This is a genomic window from Methanosarcina sp. WWM596 (assembly GCF_000969965.1).
Classification (GTDB): domain Archaea; phylum Halobacteriota; class Methanosarcinia; order Methanosarcinales; family Methanosarcinaceae; genus Methanosarcina.
Genome location: NZ_CP009503.1, coordinates 1,922,156 through 1,939,488, shown reverse-complemented (window position 1 = coordinate 1,939,488; position 17,333 = coordinate 1,922,156). Strand labels below are relative to the sequence as shown.

Genomic DNA, 17,333 nt, shown 5'->3' with positions numbered 1-17,333 from the left:
TAAGGATGGAATCTTGAATTGTAATTAGATATACCAGGTTCGGACAGGTGTAATCATCCTTATCCAGTGTATCCAGGCAGTCCTTGAAAAGGCAAAATATAAAATAAAATATGAAATAATAGATGACGAAGAACCATATTATGGAGAAGTTCCCGAACTTGAAGGGGCCTGGGCTACCGGCAAAAACCTTGAGGAATGCCACAGAAACCTGGAAGAAGTTATTAATGAATGGATTATTATCAAACTGAGAAATGGACTCTACTTTTGAAAGGATCTTTTCAACTCAGTTGAAATATATATTTCCTGCCGACTGGCTGCTTAAATCTTCCCCGAATACGTTTGTATAAATCAAGAACTCGAAAACCTGAAAGCCTTTACATGCAGAAGATAGAGCTATTTCCAACTCGATCAGTTTTGCACTTCATTGATCGATCCCTCTAAGCATTGTTTTTTAGATCATCAATCCGATTTTTGGTATGGGATAACTGTTTTACAATGGGATAACTGTTTTACAATTATAGTGATGGGTTTTCCAGGCGAAGCTTATTTTCAGGAGCTATCAGAAAATGGGTTGTTGTCTCCTATTAAGCCATATATAATCTATTAAGCCATATATGGATTATTAAGTAATATATGGACTATTAAGCAATATATAGACATTATTCTATCATTTGAGGGAGTGTGCCTCGGATTATATAGATACGTTTATATAGTATAGATGCCATGTATATGTGTTGACAAATAAAGAGACGTATAACAATCTGTTATTAAAAACCAATTTTTGTTTTTAATCAAAGAGTTCTATACAATCTTATTTTCAAACAATTAACTAACAACTAAAACCAAAGGTGAAACAAATATGGCTTTTAATGACGGAAACATGTTTAGAGGAAATAATTTCGGAGCTCCCAGGGAAATGCACAAGACAACATGCTCTGATTGTGGTGTTGAAACCGAAGTACCTTTCAAGCCCGACCCGGAAAGACCGGTTTACTGCAGAGAGTGTCTTCCTAACCACAGGAAACCCAGGGAAAATAGATATTAAATGTTGCTTGTGTAACTGAGTTACATAAACACATATTTCTTTTCCACTTTTTTTAATACACGTTAGACTCGAAATGCATTTTTTTCTTAACCCAAAGCTTTTAAGGGTGAAAATTAACTTTTACAGTCCAATCGTTTTTACTTTTATCGATAAATTTTCCTCAGGGTTATTTTCAAGAGTTTTCAATATATTTTTTGACCGGGATGGTTGTTTTCGAATTAAAGTGAAAAACTACTAACTGAATTTTGTTTTCATTGCATCTATCCAAAACTGGACCTCCGAATATTATACGAAAATCTTCCTCTATCCCCAATTCATTTTAAAGATATTTTTTCCTGCCAAAAGGCTGTTAAAATCTCCCTCCGAATACGTTTTTTAAGATTATGTCAAGAAAAGGGAACCAAAAACCCGTGATTTTTGCAGCTTTATAAGGGGCACTTTGCCGGGTTTCTTTAGATTAATCGATTCTTTTTTCTCGTGAGGAGTTTCCGATTTAAGGGACTTTTTCAAGTTAATTATAAGTTAAAGAAAGTAGCTCGAAAAAGGATCGCTTAATAAGAGGCGAAAAGTTCTCCTTATCCTTTCCAAGTAACTCAAAATTGATATGAAAAAGGAGTGGAATCATCCATCTATATGTCTTTTTATATGATTCTGAAATATCTGTTATTATGGTTGACACACCCGAAAATTTACCCGGTTGGGTAATTTGGCTTATTATTATATTTGCCATTTTCACAATTTTGGTAAAATGGATATTACCTGCTATAAACTCCTAATTCTGGACATATACAAAAAAGGACATAAAAATGCAAGAGAACTAACCTGAGCCCACATCCTCCTCCTGTCAAACCAGCGAAAAAGAGTTATCAAGATAGCGGAAACATTAAGTGTTTCCAGAGAAACATTAAGTGTTTCCAGAGAAACATTAAGTGTTTCCAGAGAAACATTAAGTGTTTCCAGAAATACTACTTTGAATATAAGGAAAAGGTATGTGGAAGAAGATTTCTCGAACGCTCTTATGGACAAGCCAAGATCCGGTCAACCTGCAAAATACACCGAAAAACATGTTGCAGAAGTAATCGCTTTAGCTTGTAGCAGTTCTCCTGATGGAAGCAAGTGATGGTCGCTGTCCCTGCTTACCGAAGAACTGAGGAAGAAAGAAGGATTTGAAACAATAAGCAAGAGAGTATAAGGCTTATTTTGAAAAAAGCAAAACTAAGCCCTGGTTGAGGCGGATGTGGTGCATTCAGACTATTGATTCTGAATATAGGGAAAGTATGTACAATATTCTTAATCTGTACGAAGAGGATTGCGATCCTAAAAAACCTCTTGTCTGCCTTGACGAGAAACCAAAACAACTTCTTGAAGATAAGAGAAAGTCCATTCCAATGAAGCCGGGTCTTTTAAGAAACTTGATAAAAACTTCAGGACTTGCGGTAGAAGAGATCGAAGCTCTTTTGAAGTAAGATTTTTTTGTTTGGTGGTTTTTATCAAGTAAGTTTAATTTGCCGAGGTATTTTCCTATGAGTTATTATCTCAGTTTGGGTATATTAACTCAATAGGTGGTCTGCTTAAATTTTCCCCAAACACAACTTTAGAATCATAACTTTGTAGCTCTGATCGAAACCAGGTTAAAGTAATTTCCACCTTCAGCTTCCATCATCCCTATATCCCTACGAGCATAGTCGTTATCGCACAAAAGCCAATCCTGCCAGGATTCTTTTAAGCAATTTAATTCTTTGCATTCTTTAATACTTACCAAATCAGAGTTTTTCCATAAATTATACCACCAATCACATGAGTGTAGAGTTAAAGTCATATCTTCAAACCAGTATGGCACTAATTCTTCTGGAACTCCATTTGTAAATTCCTGCTTCAAGCCCGGAACTGCAACTGCTATTTGTCCTCCTTTTTTTACGAGTGGAGCAAAATACTTTGTCAAATAATCTTTTTCAATTCCGAAATAGTGATAGGCATCTATACTGATAGCAGCATCAAAAAATTCATTTGCAAACGGCAAATCGTGGGCTTCTGCGTGTACTGGTATTATTTTATCTTCCAGTCCCATTGACTTAATCCTCTCATAGTTATCTGTCGCACTTATCCAGAGATCAGTTGCAAAAACCGTAACATCATATTCTTTTGCCAGGAATATTGAGGTCAGCCCTCTCCCACAACCAAGATCAAGTATTCTCATGCCTTTTTCAAGCTTCAAAGATTCGGACACTTCCTCAAGAATCTTTATTGCGTTTGGTCCCATCATGTTTTCTTTAACAAAATCAAAATCGTATCTGTTACTTTTTGTAAACATCATCTTGACCACTTTTAGTTAATCTATCCCATACACTTTTAGTTAATCTATCCCATACACTTTTAGTTAATCTATCCCATATTATTCATGGAGTTAGTTGTTTGTTATTCTTATATAGATTCAGTGTAACCTTTGCCACATATCGTTTTTTTATTTGAACTAATGTACTCAGTCAGTGTAGCCTTTAACTTAACAACTTAACTTTCATATGCTAGAACAGTAGTCTTAATATCGTTCGAAAAGATAACCATTTTACTCTACAATAAACTGAAAAGTAGTGAAAAGATGGATGAAAAATTACTTGCAAAAATTGGATTAAACAAGTATGAGAGTTCAGTTTACCTGACACTCCTGAAACAGGATTCTATGGAAGCAAGCAAATTATCAAATGCATCGAAAGTCCCTATAGGAAAGATCTACGAAGTTCTAAAAGCCCTCAAAAACTATGAGCTTGTCGAAATCCTGCCGTCAAGACCACAAAGATACCAGGTGGTTGATCCTGAAAGAGCATTTAAACTCATGTACAAAAGAAAAGAGGAAGAAACACTCAATAAGCTCAAAATGCTCAAAGAAACATTTGATGAAATCGAAAGGGAACTCTGCAACGACAATTCTCCAAAAAATGTTGAAACTGTCTTCTGGCCTGACAGGTTCCGTAATAATGAACTGAATGAAATGGTGACTTCGACTTTTGAGAAAATCGATCATGAAATATGTGTTGTAATCCATGGTAAGTACAGACCTGGAAGATCGGAGCTATATGATTCCTCGGTATCCACCTTCAGCAAAGCTTATTTGAGTTTAGTACAGCGCGGCGTAAAAGTTAAAATTTTAGATCCGGGATCACAATTCCTGCCATCTTTAAAAGAGCTTATTGATTCGATAGAAGACCTGTCATTTAAACGCAATATTAAGGACCTGATGGAAGTAAGAATTTTAGAAAACGAATACAATTTTGTAATCATTGATTCCAGGATAACCCTGCTCGATATTGAAGACCAGTTCAATATGGGTAGAAACCTCGGCATGACAAGAATATATGATGAATCATATGCAAAGCGATTCAAGGCAAAATTTGATGAACTCTGGACAAAGGGTGAATTGTTTCTCTGACTTGCAAGGATATCCGTAAATATTAATTTGGCATGAAAGTACCTCTGATTTCACACTCCGGACCCTCATTCAGAATTTCTGATTATGTTGGAAGCAAATATAGCATTTTTGTCCTGTTAAATAGAAGCCAGGGTCCGGAATGTGGACGTGAGGATACTTCGCCTTCACTTAATGTCAGGTTTCTTTTTTTCAACAATTGCGAATATTTCACTAATTATTGAGATACGTTCATCAACCGAAAATATCTCGGTCTCAACAATCTTCCTCCTTTGAACTTCTCCCTTGATATATCCCGTTTCATCTTCGTACATCTCATCATTTGTGATAAGGTGCCATATTATCGTTGCAATTTTCCTTGCCAGGGCAACAATCGCCTTTGCATGTCCAATTGACTTCTTTTTTCTGTTAAAAAACTCTTTTAACTTGCTATTTTTTGTTCTTGCTGCTGCTTGAGCAATCTGTATTAGAATCCACCTTGCTACCTTTGATCCTCTCTTAGTGATCCTTCCATTGTGGTATTTATCTGCAGATTGGTACACATTAGGAACCAGTCCAAGCCATGAAGCAAGCTTGTCCCCTGAAGCAAAATCTTTGAAATCACCTATTTCAGCGATTAAAGTTGCCGCACCAAGTTCCCCTATGCCTGGAACAGATTTTAAAATTTCCATTTCTCGCTTATGATTTCCATAAGCATAATTGAAAATTTCCTTTCCCAAAAGTTCGATTGAATCGTCAAAATTCTTTATTAGCTTCAAACATATCTGAAGCCTGATTGCAGCACTCTGGGAGATTTCTCTGTCCAGAAGCTCTCGGATCTGAGCGCTTTTTTTACGAACATTTGGAGAAAGGTTTTGTATAATCTGGTCAACATTTTTACCTGAAGAGATTCCTGATAATATCTCTCTACCATTTTTTCCAAAAATGTCTGTCAGCACATCTTTTAGATTAAACATTTCAGGTGCGAGAATGGCATGAGCTTCATTTTTTATATCCGTTCTTTTTTGTACAAGTTTGTGGCGAAGCCGAATGTATGAACGATATTCTCTGTGTTTTTTTGGGAAAACTCTTGATGGTTGAACCATGCCATTCAGTGCAAGTTTTGCAATGACTTCGGAATCTATTTTATCTGTCTTTTTATGTGTAAATGCTTTCATGTCGCGAGCATTTCCAACTATAAAAGGCAGATGTTTTATCAATGAATCATGAATAGGGACCCAAAAGTCACTTGTTGATTCACATGCAACAACGTCACATTTTTCTGATGTAACCCAATTTCTAAGGCTTAAAATTCCATCATCGTCTCTCTTGATACGCTGTTGCTGTTTTTCACCGGATCTGCTGAGGATAGTAGCAATCAAAAAACTTTTGTGGATATCTAAACCGCAAGATTTGTTTATTTCTCCTGCCAATTTACATTACTCCATCATTTATAGGACAGTAGAATTACCTAAAAGGCAATTTGGCATCCGTGATCAAAGTCACATTTGAGCCTTCGAGGGCAATTCAATGGTTAGTTTTTCTACGGCTTCGAAGAGCCAAATAAAAGACAACTTTCCTGTCCTAAGAGAATGATGGAGTTAATATACAAAAAAGGTAAGTGAAAAGGACTTTCATTTATTTGGGCATGTTATTCGAAGAATTTCATGTGTGTTTTTCTATTAGTTTTCGCCTCTCTTTCTCGAAGATAAAAGTAAGTTGCTTAAAATTGACTGAAAGTTTTTCTTCTCTTACCAGTTCAGTAAAAATATATTTTTTCTGCTGGCTGTCTGGTTGACGCTTTTACGAGCACGTTTGTCAAGATAAAGTTAAGAATAAAATGTAATTGAAAAACCCGTGAATCTCAATCCCTCTTCAGACAGCTTCGACTTCGTTCAGGATACGTTTGCCTATATTCGGCTTTAAAGCGTCTTTCATAACCAGGTCTGCCTTAACGCCAAGAGCCTCCAAAAGGTAGTTTTCAAGGTTGACAAATTTAAAAATAGATTTATAATTACTAAAGGAAGAAGGGAGGGAAGGATGAAATTTTCTACCTTTGTTTCCAATTCATTTGAAATATATTATTCTTGCCGGCGGTCCGCTAAAATCTACCCCGAATACGTTTGTTAAGATAAAGTTAAGAAAAGTGAAATTGAAAAACCCGTGATTTTTTAGATTTAGAAAGGGCACTTTGCAGGGCTTCTTTAGATTAAACGATTCTTTTTCCTCGTGGGGATGGGGTTTTCTGATTCAAGCGACTTTTTTCAAGTGAATTATGTATCAAAAATATCAACATTAAACCCTTACCCATACAAATTTAAGCAAAAAGCCTTATAATCGGTCTTATGCGGTTCAAAATTATCCTTGAGGAAGATGAAGAAGTCGGGGGATTTATTGCCAGCTGCCCAGGCTTACCGGGATGTTTTTCACAGGGAGATACTGTAGAAGAAGCTATTGAAAACATTAAAGAAGCAATTCAAGCCTGTCTGGAATCTCTTGCAGAAGACGAACTGCAGGAATGTATTGGGAAATCTTCCTGTAGAGTTATTGACGTGGTTGCTTAAATGTCTGGGCTTCCTGTAATTTCCGGAATGCAGGCAATTAAAGCCTTTTCTAAAGCTGGCTGGCTCCCTCACCAACAGGTGGGCAGTCATGTTGTCCTTAGAAAAGAAGGCTCAAAAGTTACGCTGACGGTCCCGAAGCACAAAGAACTGAAGCCGGGTCTTTTAAGAAACTTGATAAAAGTTTCAGGACTTACTGTAGAAGAATTCGAAGCTCTTTTGAAGTGAAATTTTATTGGTTATGATATATTACTGTGTGAGGCTTATTTGCCAAGATATATTTTTCCCCCATGATCAATTCATTTGAAATATATTTTTCCTGCTAACGGTCTGCTTAAATCTACCCCGGAATACATTTGTTAAAAAAAGTGAAATTGAAAAACCCTTGATTTTTGCATTTTTATAAGGGGCACTTTACAGGGCTTCTTTAGATCAAGCGATTCTTTTCCTCTGGCGGAGGATTTTCTTATACAAGCAAAGTTTTTTCAAGTGAATTATGGATCAAGAAAAGCCGTCAAAAACTGGACCGCCGTGAATACGAAATAAAAATCTTCCCCCGTCACCAATCCAGTTAAAATATATTTTTTCCTGTCGGCGGTCTGCTGGAATCTTCCCCGAATCCTTTTGTCGATATTAAAAGAAATCAGAAACCTATGACCTTTTGCAGCTTTAGAAGGAGCACTTTGCAGGATCGATTGGTCTTGCTTTATCGATACATTTTCTTCAGGAGACACAATTTCGTAATCCATCGATTTCTCTTTTTACTTATTTCCTGAAAATAAGATTATTTCTAAAACCAGTACAGTCCCAAATGCAAATTTTTGTTAAATCCTAAGTATCTTATATGAGGCATACCCAATAGTTATATAGCAATCACTGCAAAAACGTAGGGACTTTAAGCGGGTTTGTTACAAAGGTTTCTTTCTTGACTATAAGTCTAAAAATTAATTGGATTTGGGACATATTCATTTATTTTTGTATTTTGTAGCAGAGCTTGTGTTACAATTGCCACTCTAGCCACTCTAAACAATGCGACTGTGACTGAAATTCAATGATTAAAACATTAGTGGGGAACGATAAATGAAAACCAGAAACAAACTATACCCAATAGTTGTAGCTTTATTCCTTTTGCCTTTCATATGTGCTACTGCGTCCGCATGTGCTACTGCGTCCGCAGATACTGCACAGGGAACGGAAACTCAGATTACCACCAATGAATTAGATCAGTGGAATCCTGCTATCTACGGGGACAGGATAGTATGGGATGAGACTCGCAATGGAAACTTGGATATCTACATGTACGATCTTTCCACTTCTACAGAAACCCGGATAACCACCAATGAATCATGTCAGGGAGATCCTGCAATCTACGGGGACAGGATAGTGTGGCATGAGACTCGCAATGGAAACATGGAGATCTACATGTACGATCTCTCCACTTCCACGGAAACTCGGATAACCACCAATGAGTCAATTCAGGCAAATCCTGCTATCTACGGGAATAAAATAGTGTGGCAGGACTATCGCAATGGAAACAACGATATCTACATGTATAATATCACAACTTCCACAGAAACTCGGATAACCACCAATGAGTCAATTCAGGCAAATCCTGCTATCTACGGGAATAAAATAGTGTGGCTGGATTATCGCAATGGAAGTGTCGATATCTACATGTACGACCTCTCCACCTCCACGGAAACTCGGCTCAACACCATTATACCCTCCCCTGCAGCTATTATTCCACTTGCCATCTTCGGTGACAGGATAGTATGGGATGATAATCGTAATGGAAACGAGGATATCTATGTGTACGACCTTGCCACTAACCAGGAAACTCAAATCACCACAAATGAATCCAATCAGAACTCTCCTGCAATCTACGGGGATAGGATAGTATGGAATGATGATCGTAATGGAAACTTGGAGATCTACATGTACGATCTCTCCACTTCAACGGAAACCAGGATAACCACAAATGAATCGAATAAATTCGGGCCTGCGATCTACGAGGATAAAATCGTGTGGCAGGATTATCGTAATGGAAACTGGGACATCTACATGTTTACTCTGCCTCCTGCTGGTGAGTTAACACCCATGGATAGAACGAATGATCTCAAAAACTATGTGGAAAATACCCTCAAAGTCAACAGAGGAACAAAAAAAGCTCTTATTAGATCTCTTGATGCATCGATCTGTTTCCTTGAAACAGGCAAAGACGCAAAAGCCGTTTCCAAACTTAAATCCTTCATTAATCATGTTGAAAAAATGAACAAATGCAATCGGATTTCAGCTGATGATGCGGATTATATGATTATTGAGGCAAGGGGAATTATCGACCAGATAAAGGCTCAGTAAAACATTTAATATTTTGAAGTGAGGAGATATTCTGTTTTCAGGATCATTTCTTCCAATATTTTTTCCCAAGATTCCCTCAGCTTCATGTTTTCGGAACTCCCCGAAACTGGACTGTTGAATATTGAATGAAAACCTTACTTGTAAAAAATTAAAATAAAAGTATATTTTTCCTGCCGGCGGTCTGCTTAAATCTACCCCGAATCCTCTCAAAGAAATATGAAAAATCGAAAACCCAAAAACTTTAATTCTCCTGCCCACAGAACCTATATAAGATTTAGACCGCATAAAATTAGATATACCATGTTCGGACAGGTGTAATCATGCCTATCCAGTATAATCAAATTGAATAATGGATCGCATCTGCCTGTATTCTGCAAATTTTCGAATTACATTTAAATATCCATGAAGATAGATTAAAATGAAAGTACGTGAAGTCATAAAACTTCTTGAAGCCGATGGTTGGTATCTGGTTGCAACAAAAGGTAGCCACCGGCAATATAAGCATCCTACTAAACCGGGTAGGGTAACAATTGCGGGCCATAGTGGAGATGATCTTGCTCCAGGGACATTGAACAGCATCTTAAAACAAGCACAATTAAAAGTGGAGGACTAATCATGCACCGTTTCCTAGTTGTAATCGAAAAAGCAAACAACAACTATTCAGCGTATTCTCCTGATCTTCCAGGCTGTGTGGCCACAGGTTCCACCCGGGAAGAAGCAGAGAAAAATATCTATGAAGCCATTGAAATGCACGTTCAGGGACTGCTGGAGGACAATTTACCAATTCCAGAATCAGAATCCTTTGCCGAGTATGTGGCTATTGCTGAAAAGCCCTCTACAGGTTCTGAAGTTGTGTAAGTTATATTATTTCCTTTAAACCTCTTTCTAATTCAATTGAAATATATTTATCCTGCTGGCGGTCTGCTAAAATCTTCCCCAAATACGTTTGTTAAAGAAAAGGGTTAAGAAAAGTGAAATTAAAAAACCCGTGATTTTTACAGCTTTAGAAGGAGCACTTTGCAGGGCTTCTTTAGATTAAGCGATTCTTTTTTCCTCGTGGGGGTTTTAAGATTCAGGCGACAGCTTTTCAGGTGAATTATGGATAAGAAAATCCATCCGAAACTGGACCGCCAAATAAAAAATGAAATTCTTTCCCCATGACCAATTCAGTTCAAATATATTTTTCATGCTAGCGGCCTGCTTAAATCTTCCCCGAACACGTTTGTAAATCAAAGTGAAATTGAAAAACCCGTGATTTTTGCATCTTTATAAGGGGCACTTTGTAGGGCTTCTTTAGATTAAGCGATTCTTTTTTTTCGTGGGGGATTTTCTGATTCAATCGAAAACTTAGTAACCTGATTCAGTTTTCGTTGGATCTCTCCGAAACTGGACCGCCGGATTCGATCAAATTCTTTCCCCGTAACCAATTCATTTAAAATATATTTTTCCTGCCGGCGGTCTGCTTAAATCTTCCCCGATTACGTTTGTTAAGATGAAGTTAAGAAAAGTGAAATTGAAAAACCTGTTATTTTTGCATCTTTATAAGGGGCACTTTGCAGGGCTTTTTTAGATTAAGCGATTCTTTTTTCTCGTGGGGAATTTTCTGATTCAAGTGACATTTTTCAAGTAAATTAAGGATCAAGGAAAGCCATCAGAAGCTGGACCGCCGAATACAAAATGAAAATCTTCCCCCATAACCAATTCACTTGAAATATATTTTTTCCCAGCCGGCGGTCTGCTTAAATCTTTCCCGAATACATTTGTTGAGAAAAGTGAAATTGAAAAACCCGTTATTTTTGCATCTTTATAAGGGGCACTTTGCAGGGCTTCTTTAGATCAAGCGCTTTTCCTTTGAGGAGGAGTTTTTCTGATATAAGTGAAACCCGCCAACCGGGTCTTTTTTCATTGGAGCTATCCAAAACTGGACCGCCGAATACAAAATGAAAATCTTCCCCCATAACCAATTCACTTGAAATATATTTTTCCTGCTGGTGGTCTGCTTAAATCTTCCCCGAACACGTTTGTTAAGAAAAGTGAAATTGAAAAACCCGTTATTTTTGCATCTTTATAAGGGGCACTTTACAAGGCTTCTTTAGATTAAGCGATTCTTTTTCCTTGTGGGGGATTTTCTGATACAAGCGACTTTTTTCAAGTGAATTATGGAATCAGGAAGGCTGTCAAAAACTGGACCGCCGAATACGAAATGAAAATCTTCCCCTATCCCCAATTCAGTTGAAATATATTTTTCCTGCCGGCGGTCTGCTTAAATCTACCCTGAATACATTTGTTAAGAAAAGTGAAATTGAAAAACCCGTTATTTTTGCAGCTTTATAGGGGCACTTTGCCGGGCTTCTTAAGATTAAGCGATTCTTTTTCATCGTGGGGAGTTTATCTTATTCAAGCAATGTTTTTCAAGTTATTTATGAGCCTATCCAAAAAGTAAAATAACTACATTTTAGGGTAGTGTTGATTAGTGGATAACACTCAGAGCAACAGGACTTTTCGGATAGGTTCTAAGTGTACCTATTTAGATTAATTTAAATAGATTTTACAACTCTTTTAGAAATAGGAGACGTTTTAATGGCCAGATGCAAATACAAGTTCCAAGGTACTTACTATAACTTTATGTGTCCTTTTGAAGTTGAAGAGGGAAGTGAATACTGCTTCTGGCATCAGGAAATAGAAGAAAAAAGACCTTCTAAAGAGCAGCTAAATCTTTTAAAAGAGAATGAAATTATAGGTGTCTTCCTTTCTAAAGTCAATTTTAACTTTGCTGATTTACGAGGCATTAATTTAATTTTAGCTAATTTAAAGGGCTCATCTTTTTATAAAGCAAATTTAAGAAAAGCTAACTTAAATTCCGCAAATTTGCAAGATTCAGATTTAAAAGAAGCAAATTTAGAAAATGCATATCTACCAAGAGCTGATTTGCAGGGAGCAGAATTTTTCAGAACTAATTTAAAGGGAGCATGCTTGATATTCGCAAGATTGGAAAATAGATGGACCAAGAAATCTTTTCATTCTATTTTTATCTCGTTTCCTATGACTTGGTTGTGATCTTCCAAAAACTACAACCACGCGGTCTTCACTAGCTTGGTTGTTCGGAACAATAACTTCAGTAACCAGTTCCGATGAAAAATCAAATAAGTATTCAAATCCATTATCAGTGAATTGAAGTATATTTGTCTAAGTAAGCGTCATTTTCCTATACTTCTCACACCACACGTCTGGAAGCTTTTCCCAAAGGATTTCGATTGCATCTTCGATATTTGATGTTGATAATTCAGAGAGTATATTACTATAATCAATCTTATAATTAATTAAAGATTTTTGCATGACCAGTCAACAAACGTTTCCATTATACCCATTTTAATGCAATGTACATATACTTCCGGTTTGGGAGTGAGCTTGTCTCAAAACTACCTCCAATCCCTCTGAACCAATGTGTTTCAGATTAGAGAAAACGAGATCAATAAAAATCCCTGGAATGTTTTTTCTTGGTCAAAAACATAAATACACGGATTTTAAAATCATTTATTCATTAAAACCACTTTTCTAATGTTTGTTGCCTTTGCGACCCAATAATTCTCGAATAGTAGAAATTGTCTACACGATATTTTTCTTTTTTCTGAATGCTGCCTTCTAGATTAAGATAGGTGATTACTTCTTCGGCTGTCATCTTATTTTTTGGAAAGAACGATATCTGGTAAGTTCTATAATAATTACTTTTATAGTAATCTCCAATCATCTGACCAGTGGTGTTCTTCTCACGATCTAAAAGTTTATGCAGTACTGGTTTGAAAAGCTCACAAACTGCTCTTTTTCTTGGGTTACTTGACGAATTATGTATAGTTGAAAAAGTAGCTCCAAGAATCAAATCAATTAATTGAATAAACTGAGACTCGTCTGATTTGCTATTTCTATGATCCGAATCTATGAATTTAATTTCATCACAATCTATGCTCAGCCTATCTATTTTAGATTCGGTCTGTTGAATCGGATGCCAAGGAAAGAATTCGTGGTATTCTTGGCTTCCTTTGTCGTGATATATAGAGTTTATGATAATATTTGAATAGTCTTTAAAAAAATAATTTAAACCACCCATTAGAAGAGTTCTATAAAAGCGGTTATAAATGTTAAGTTCTGTTTTTCCACTACCAAATTCACAATAACTTATATTTGAAAGATTTATTCCAAGTATATTACAATATAACATTTTTCGGTGTTTTTGGCAAGCTTCCTTATTGAAGAAACTGATCCAGTTTTTTGCGATCATGTATCTTGCACTTGATCTATGAATTTCTTTGAAGTGGATTTCAGTGTTGTTTTCTTTATGATATTTACAACTTTCAGGGCAATCTGATTCAGAGATATTCCAGTTATGGTTTGTTATACAGCGGAGGTCATTCAAATTTTTCAAAACCTCTGTTTTGTAGCCTGTAGGGACAAAAAGAGCTCCTAAATACATCCAATTTGTGTTGTCAAAAGGATCTACACCGTTAAAAACTTCATCGGAATAAATTTCAAGTTCTATATTTTTGCTTAAGGACGTAGACAGTGAGCCTCCCTGCATTGTCAGGTTTAACTTTTCAAATTTAATCTTTTATATTCTGTTAACTGTTATATGTGTTTCTTTTTGTACTTTGAAAATAGCAAAGATTGATCACGAATATATACGAAATTGATAAAATTTGTGGTGGCACACGCTGCTGCGATTTATGGGGTATTCGACTGAAGTCAAACTTTTAAATATGGACTGCATGTTTACGCATGTTCTCATTTAGCTTTTCTATCTACTCATCCTAATGTGCAGAGATTTTTCTGCAACATGGTTTTGTCCTACTATGAAACAGCTAGGACAACCGATATTATTTGAATTGTATAACTAATTCTCTTGTTCAGTATACTAACAAGCAAAAGAGAGTTCTTGTCCTTTACTCCGGGGAATGGGACAAATAAGAACAGACAATAAAATAGAAACTCACCATATGAAAATTATAAATATGTAGGGCGCAATAAATGAGATATATGTCAGTTGAATCCCTTATCAAAACCCTTGTCGTAGCAGTCATAGTATTCGCAGTATTTTCAATACCAACAGTAATCCTTTTACCTCATTTAATAACACCAAGCTTCGATTACGAAACAACAACAATATTTGCATTGACTCCAACTGCAGTAGGTATAATAGCAGTCATAGCAACATATTTCATCACACCACAAATTTACAACTAAAAAGGCTCGTATACAGTTAAGCCTAGTGTCATGACAACTTAATTGGGGGGCGTTACTAATTAGACAAACCATCACAAACAGTCCTTTTTCGTAATTATGAGAACTCATAACTAAATTTTCTAGACACTAGTGTCATGACAACTTAATTATGGGGTGTTACTACTTAGACAACCCCTCATAAGTAGTCCTTTTTTGTAATGATGAGGACTCATAACTAAATTTCCTAGACACTAGTAGCCTAAGGGCATGACAGATTAACAGCATAATTTCAGCGTATTCTTGGGAAATACACCTTATGACACCAAGAAGCTCCCATCAAGGACAAACAAAATAAATGAATATATATTGTAGGGATAAGAATTCTAAATTATGTATCAATACATAACTCCCTCATTTAAACTAGCAGTCTTTTCGTGTCCTCACTGTAATGCTATTGCTCACCAAGAATGGAGTAATGTTTATTTATACAATGAATATAGCGAGAATTATGATGTCGTTGATTATTTATCCCTGAGTTTTTGTGGGAATCCTAATTGCCATGAACGAGCTATCTGGCTTAAAGATAAACTTATGTATCCATGTTTATCTACAGCACCGCTTCCTTATGATGACATGCCCTCGGATGTGAAGGAAGATTTTTTAGAAGCGAGAAATGTAGTTGAGATATCTCCAAGAGCAGCAGCAGCGTTGTTAAGGCTTGCATTACAAAAACTCATGAAGCATTTAGGCCAAGAGGGTAAGGATATTAACAAGGATATTGGGGAGCTGGTAAAAAAAGGATTACCTGTGAAGATTCAGGAAGCACTTGATTCTTTACGAATTTATGGGAATGAAGCGGTTCATCCAGGAGAAATCGACTTAAAAGATGACAAGGAAACAGCTTTAAAATTATTTAAGCTATTGAATATAATTGTACAGGATATGATAATTCAACCCAAAGAGATTGAAGATTTATTTAATCGTCTTCCACAATTAAAATTGAAAGGAATTAAAGATCGAGATAAAAAATGACCTTAATTATTTGTGCCTTCTAAATGATTTTATCGGGCCAAATTCCGAACCCAAAAATATATTGAGAAAACGCTGTAGGGACAAATAAGTAAAAATCGAATGGATTTGTGATGAGGAAATCGTTCAAGCTATTTGTTTTGTCCTTACAAATCAGTATTCTACTGCACAGGAGGAACTCATTGTTCAAACTTCGCGTGTTCTTGGAATAAAAGTTGTACTCCAGAACGCTAGTTAAGAAAAGTGAAATTGAAAAACCCGTGATTTTTGCAGCTTTAGAAGGAGCACTTTGCAGAACCGGTCAGTTTTTTAATAAGCAATTTATTTTTTATGGGGTTGTTTTTACTGAATAATCTATTTCGCTTGAGTGGCTTTTTTTGAAGTGATTCGAAAATAAACTGTTGCATAAGAAACGAAAGTTAATCTTTTTTCAAATTAACAGTTTTTAATACTCACCTAAATTTTTCTGAGTTTTATTTTCTACAGCATTATCCGTACGAATGTCTAGCTGAACATCTTTTAACTCTTCGAAGTTGAAGTATGAATCTAAGTACCATTTTTGTTTAGTCCTACGAAGATTTCCTGATATTTTTATCATTTTTTCTTTTTTTCTCTTGACGCTTTCTTTATGCAATTCACATGCCTTTACATAGTCATTTTCATTTAGCGTGATGTGAATCTTTTCTCCGTCTCTATTTCCAACATCGCCTATTATTATTATATTATAATCTGAATTATCGTCGTCCCCTTCACTTTTTTTACCTTTTAATTCTCTAATGCTTCCCCTTAGAGTAAAGTTTTTTATAAGCTCATACTCTGTATGCATCTTTTTATAAATGAAGTCTAAGTAATTTACTCCTGAATGTTTTATACATATTGTTGATTTATCTTTCATTGCAGCAGGAGTATCACACAAAGGTGAAAATTGGACCGAGTATTCTACATCTGCTTTTGATATTTCAAGCAATTTTTTCAAAGCTATACACATATTTGCGTTAAGAGTTTCCTCATATATTTGGGTAACGTCCTCGATTTCTTCTTCTTTGTATACCAATTCAAGACTTTTTAAAATCCTTTCATTTATTCTTCTCCCAAGAGGAACAGATAATTCGTCATCAAGACCAGTTTCAAGTGTTTGGTATTGAGGATTATTAATTGGAGTTATAATAGTAAAACCAAAACTCCCTGTGTATGTATGCCCAAATTTACATTCTTTAACAAAGGATTTTCCAGTTGAGAGACTTTTTTCAAAATAAGGTTTTGCGTCTTGTTCTGAGGATGCAGAATATGAAAAAAGATTCTTTATGCTTTTTATGATTTCTTCTACATCATTTAAATCCAAAGAACCTATATTCATTCCTTTTGCAAGACTGATTTTCCAGATATCTTTATCCACATTAACTATAGATTCGATTATTGCCTCTTGTTTTCTACCTTCAAAATCAGAAAGAGTCTCAAATACATGGAATAAGTAGCTTCCAATTTTTCTCGTGTTTTTGTCAGGCAACAAAATAGTTACTTTGAAATCAGTTTCAAGTTCATTGGAGTAAATCTTACTAGTGCCTCTTACCTCATCAATAATCCATCCGTTTTTTTCAAGATAAATAGATAAGTTACTGTAGGGAATAAGATACATAGTTCCATCATATTTGTATTCTATCATAATGTATCTCCTTAGCTACAGTATTTTAGTAATCATACACTACTTTTTCGTATTAATTTTGCA

The 17,333-nt window shown here is 35.8% G+C and carries 17 protein-coding genes and 1 pseudogene; 12 read left to right on the top strand and 6 right to left on the bottom strand.

The window, feature by feature from the left end; genetic code table 11:
* The first annotated feature begins 28 nt into the window (after positions 1–28).
* The 3 genes and pseudogenes from MSWHS_RS22300 to MSWHS_RS21460 form a co-directional block, all read left to right on the top strand.
* Positions 29–268 (top strand): type II toxin-antitoxin system HicB family antitoxin, encoded by a 240-nt coding sequence (locus MSWHS_RS22300; RefSeq protein ID WP_369798979.1) that lies wholly within the window; start codon positions 29–31, stop codon positions 266–268.
* A gap of 591 nt (positions 269–859) precedes the next feature.
* Positions 860–1,045: a CxxC-x17-CxxC domain-containing protein gene (locus MSWHS_RS08560; RefSeq protein WP_048127965.1), complete on the top strand. Its 186-nt coding sequence runs from the start codon at positions 860–862 to the stop codon at positions 1,043–1,045.
* Between the two features lie 748 nt (positions 1,046–1,793).
* Positions 1,794–2,445 (top strand): annotated as a pseudogene (locus MSWHS_RS21460) (helix-turn-helix domain-containing protein); the annotation flags it as partial.
* A 200-nt stretch (positions 2,446–2,645) separates the two neighbouring features.
* Here MSWHS_RS21460 and MSWHS_RS08540 read toward each other — a convergent pair.
* Complete coding sequence (locus tag MSWHS_RS08540) at positions 2,646–3,359, bottom strand: cyclopropane-fatty-acyl-phospholipid synthase family protein (RefSeq protein ID WP_231585673.1); 714 nt, start codon at positions 3,357–3,359, stop codon at positions 2,646–2,648.
* Positions 3,360–3,641: 282 nt separating this feature from the next.
* On the opposite strand from MSWHS_RS08540, the gene MSWHS_RS08535 reads away from it, so the two are divergent.
* Positions 3,642–4,469, top strand: coding sequence for a TrmB family transcriptional regulator (locus MSWHS_RS08535; protein WP_048158933.1), 828 nt, complete (start codon positions 3,642–3,644; stop codon positions 4,467–4,469).
* Positions 4,470–4,633: 164 nt separating this feature from the next.
* Here MSWHS_RS08535 and MSWHS_RS08530 read toward each other — a convergent pair whose 3' ends face one another.
* On the bottom strand, positions 4,634–5,878 hold the full coding sequence (locus MSWHS_RS08530; protein WP_048158641.1) for an IS110 family transposase: 1,245 nt from the start codon (positions 5,876–5,878) through the stop codon (positions 4,634–4,636).
* Between the two features lie 912 nt (positions 5,879–6,790).
* On the opposite strand from MSWHS_RS08530, the gene MSWHS_RS08525 reads away from it, so the two are divergent.
* Positions 6,791–7,009 (top strand): type II toxin-antitoxin system HicB family antitoxin, encoded by a 219-nt coding sequence (locus MSWHS_RS08525; RefSeq protein WP_048158932.1) that lies wholly within the window; start codon positions 6,791–6,793, stop codon positions 7,007–7,009.
* On the top strand, positions 7,010–7,234 hold the full coding sequence (locus tag MSWHS_RS08520; protein WP_048158931.1) for a type II toxin-antitoxin system HicA family toxin: 225 nt from the start codon (positions 7,010–7,012) through the stop codon (positions 7,232–7,234). It abuts the gene before it with no gap.
* Positions 7,235–7,500: 266 nt separating this feature from the next.
* Here MSWHS_RS08520 and MSWHS_RS08515 read toward each other — a convergent pair whose 3' ends face one another.
* Complete coding sequence (locus MSWHS_RS08515; RefSeq protein ID WP_048127973.1) at positions 7,501–7,755, bottom strand: hypothetical protein; 255 nt, start codon at positions 7,753–7,755, stop codon at positions 7,501–7,503.
* Positions 7,756–8,086: 331 nt separating this feature from the next.
* Between MSWHS_RS08515 and MSWHS_RS08510 the strand changes: the two genes are divergently transcribed.
* The 3 genes from MSWHS_RS08510 (at position 8,087) to MSWHS_RS08500 (ending at position 10,222) form a co-directional block, all read left to right on the top strand.
* Positions 8,087–9,364 (top strand): TolB family protein, encoded by a 1,278-nt coding sequence (locus MSWHS_RS08510; RefSeq protein WP_052722661.1) that lies wholly within the window; start codon positions 8,087–8,089, stop codon positions 9,362–9,364.
* A 418-nt stretch (positions 9,365–9,782) separates the two neighbouring features.
* Positions 9,783–9,977, top strand: coding sequence for a type II toxin-antitoxin system HicA family toxin (locus MSWHS_RS08505; protein ID WP_048127975.1), 195 nt, complete (start codon positions 9,783–9,785; stop codon positions 9,975–9,977).
* Between the two features lie 2 nt (positions 9,978–9,979).
* On the top strand, positions 9,980–10,222 hold the full coding sequence (locus MSWHS_RS08500; protein ID WP_048127977.1) for a type II toxin-antitoxin system HicB family antitoxin: 243 nt from the start codon (positions 9,980–9,982) through the stop codon (positions 10,220–10,222).
* Positions 10,223–11,154: 932 nt separating this feature from the next.
* On the opposite strand, the gene MSWHS_RS20195 is transcribed toward MSWHS_RS08500, so the two are convergent.
* Entirely contained in the window at positions 11,155–11,322 is a 168-nt protein-coding gene (locus MSWHS_RS20195; protein WP_156151203.1) for a hypothetical protein, read from the bottom strand.
* Between the two features lie 622 nt (positions 11,323–11,944).
* Between MSWHS_RS20195 and MSWHS_RS18450 the strand changes: the two genes are divergently transcribed.
* Positions 11,945–12,421: a pentapeptide repeat-containing protein gene (locus MSWHS_RS18450; RefSeq protein WP_052722660.1), complete on the top strand. Its 477-nt coding sequence runs from the start codon at positions 11,945–11,947 to the stop codon at positions 12,419–12,421.
* Between the two features lie 484 nt (positions 12,422–12,905).
* Here MSWHS_RS18450 and MSWHS_RS08490 read toward each other — a convergent pair whose 3' ends face one another.
* Positions 12,906–13,937 (bottom strand): DUF3800 domain-containing protein, encoded by a 1,032-nt coding sequence (locus MSWHS_RS08490; protein ID WP_048158930.1) that lies wholly within the window; start codon positions 13,935–13,937, stop codon positions 12,906–12,908.
* Between the two features lie 455 nt (positions 13,938–14,392).
* Between MSWHS_RS08490 and MSWHS_RS20190 the strand changes: the two genes are divergently transcribed.
* Both MSWHS_RS20190 and MSWHS_RS08485 read left to right on the top strand, forming a co-directional pair.
* Positions 14,393–14,599 carry a hypothetical protein gene (locus tag MSWHS_RS20190; protein WP_156151202.1) on the top strand — a complete coding sequence of 69 codons (207 nt, stop codon included), beginning with the start codon at positions 14,393–14,395 and terminating at the stop codon, positions 14,597–14,599.
* A 369-nt stretch (positions 14,600–14,968) separates the two neighbouring features.
* A complete protein-coding gene (locus MSWHS_RS08485; RefSeq protein ID WP_048158929.1) occupies positions 14,969–15,610 on the top strand; it encodes a DUF4145 domain-containing protein in 642 nt (213 codons plus the stop codon).
* 442 nt (positions 15,611–16,052) lie between these two features.
* Here MSWHS_RS08485 and MSWHS_RS08480 read toward each other — a convergent pair whose 3' ends face one another.
* Positions 16,053–17,270, bottom strand: coding sequence for a hypothetical protein (locus MSWHS_RS08480; protein WP_048158928.1), 1,218 nt, complete (start codon positions 17,268–17,270; stop codon positions 16,053–16,055).
* Positions 17,271–17,333: the final 63 nt, after the last annotated feature.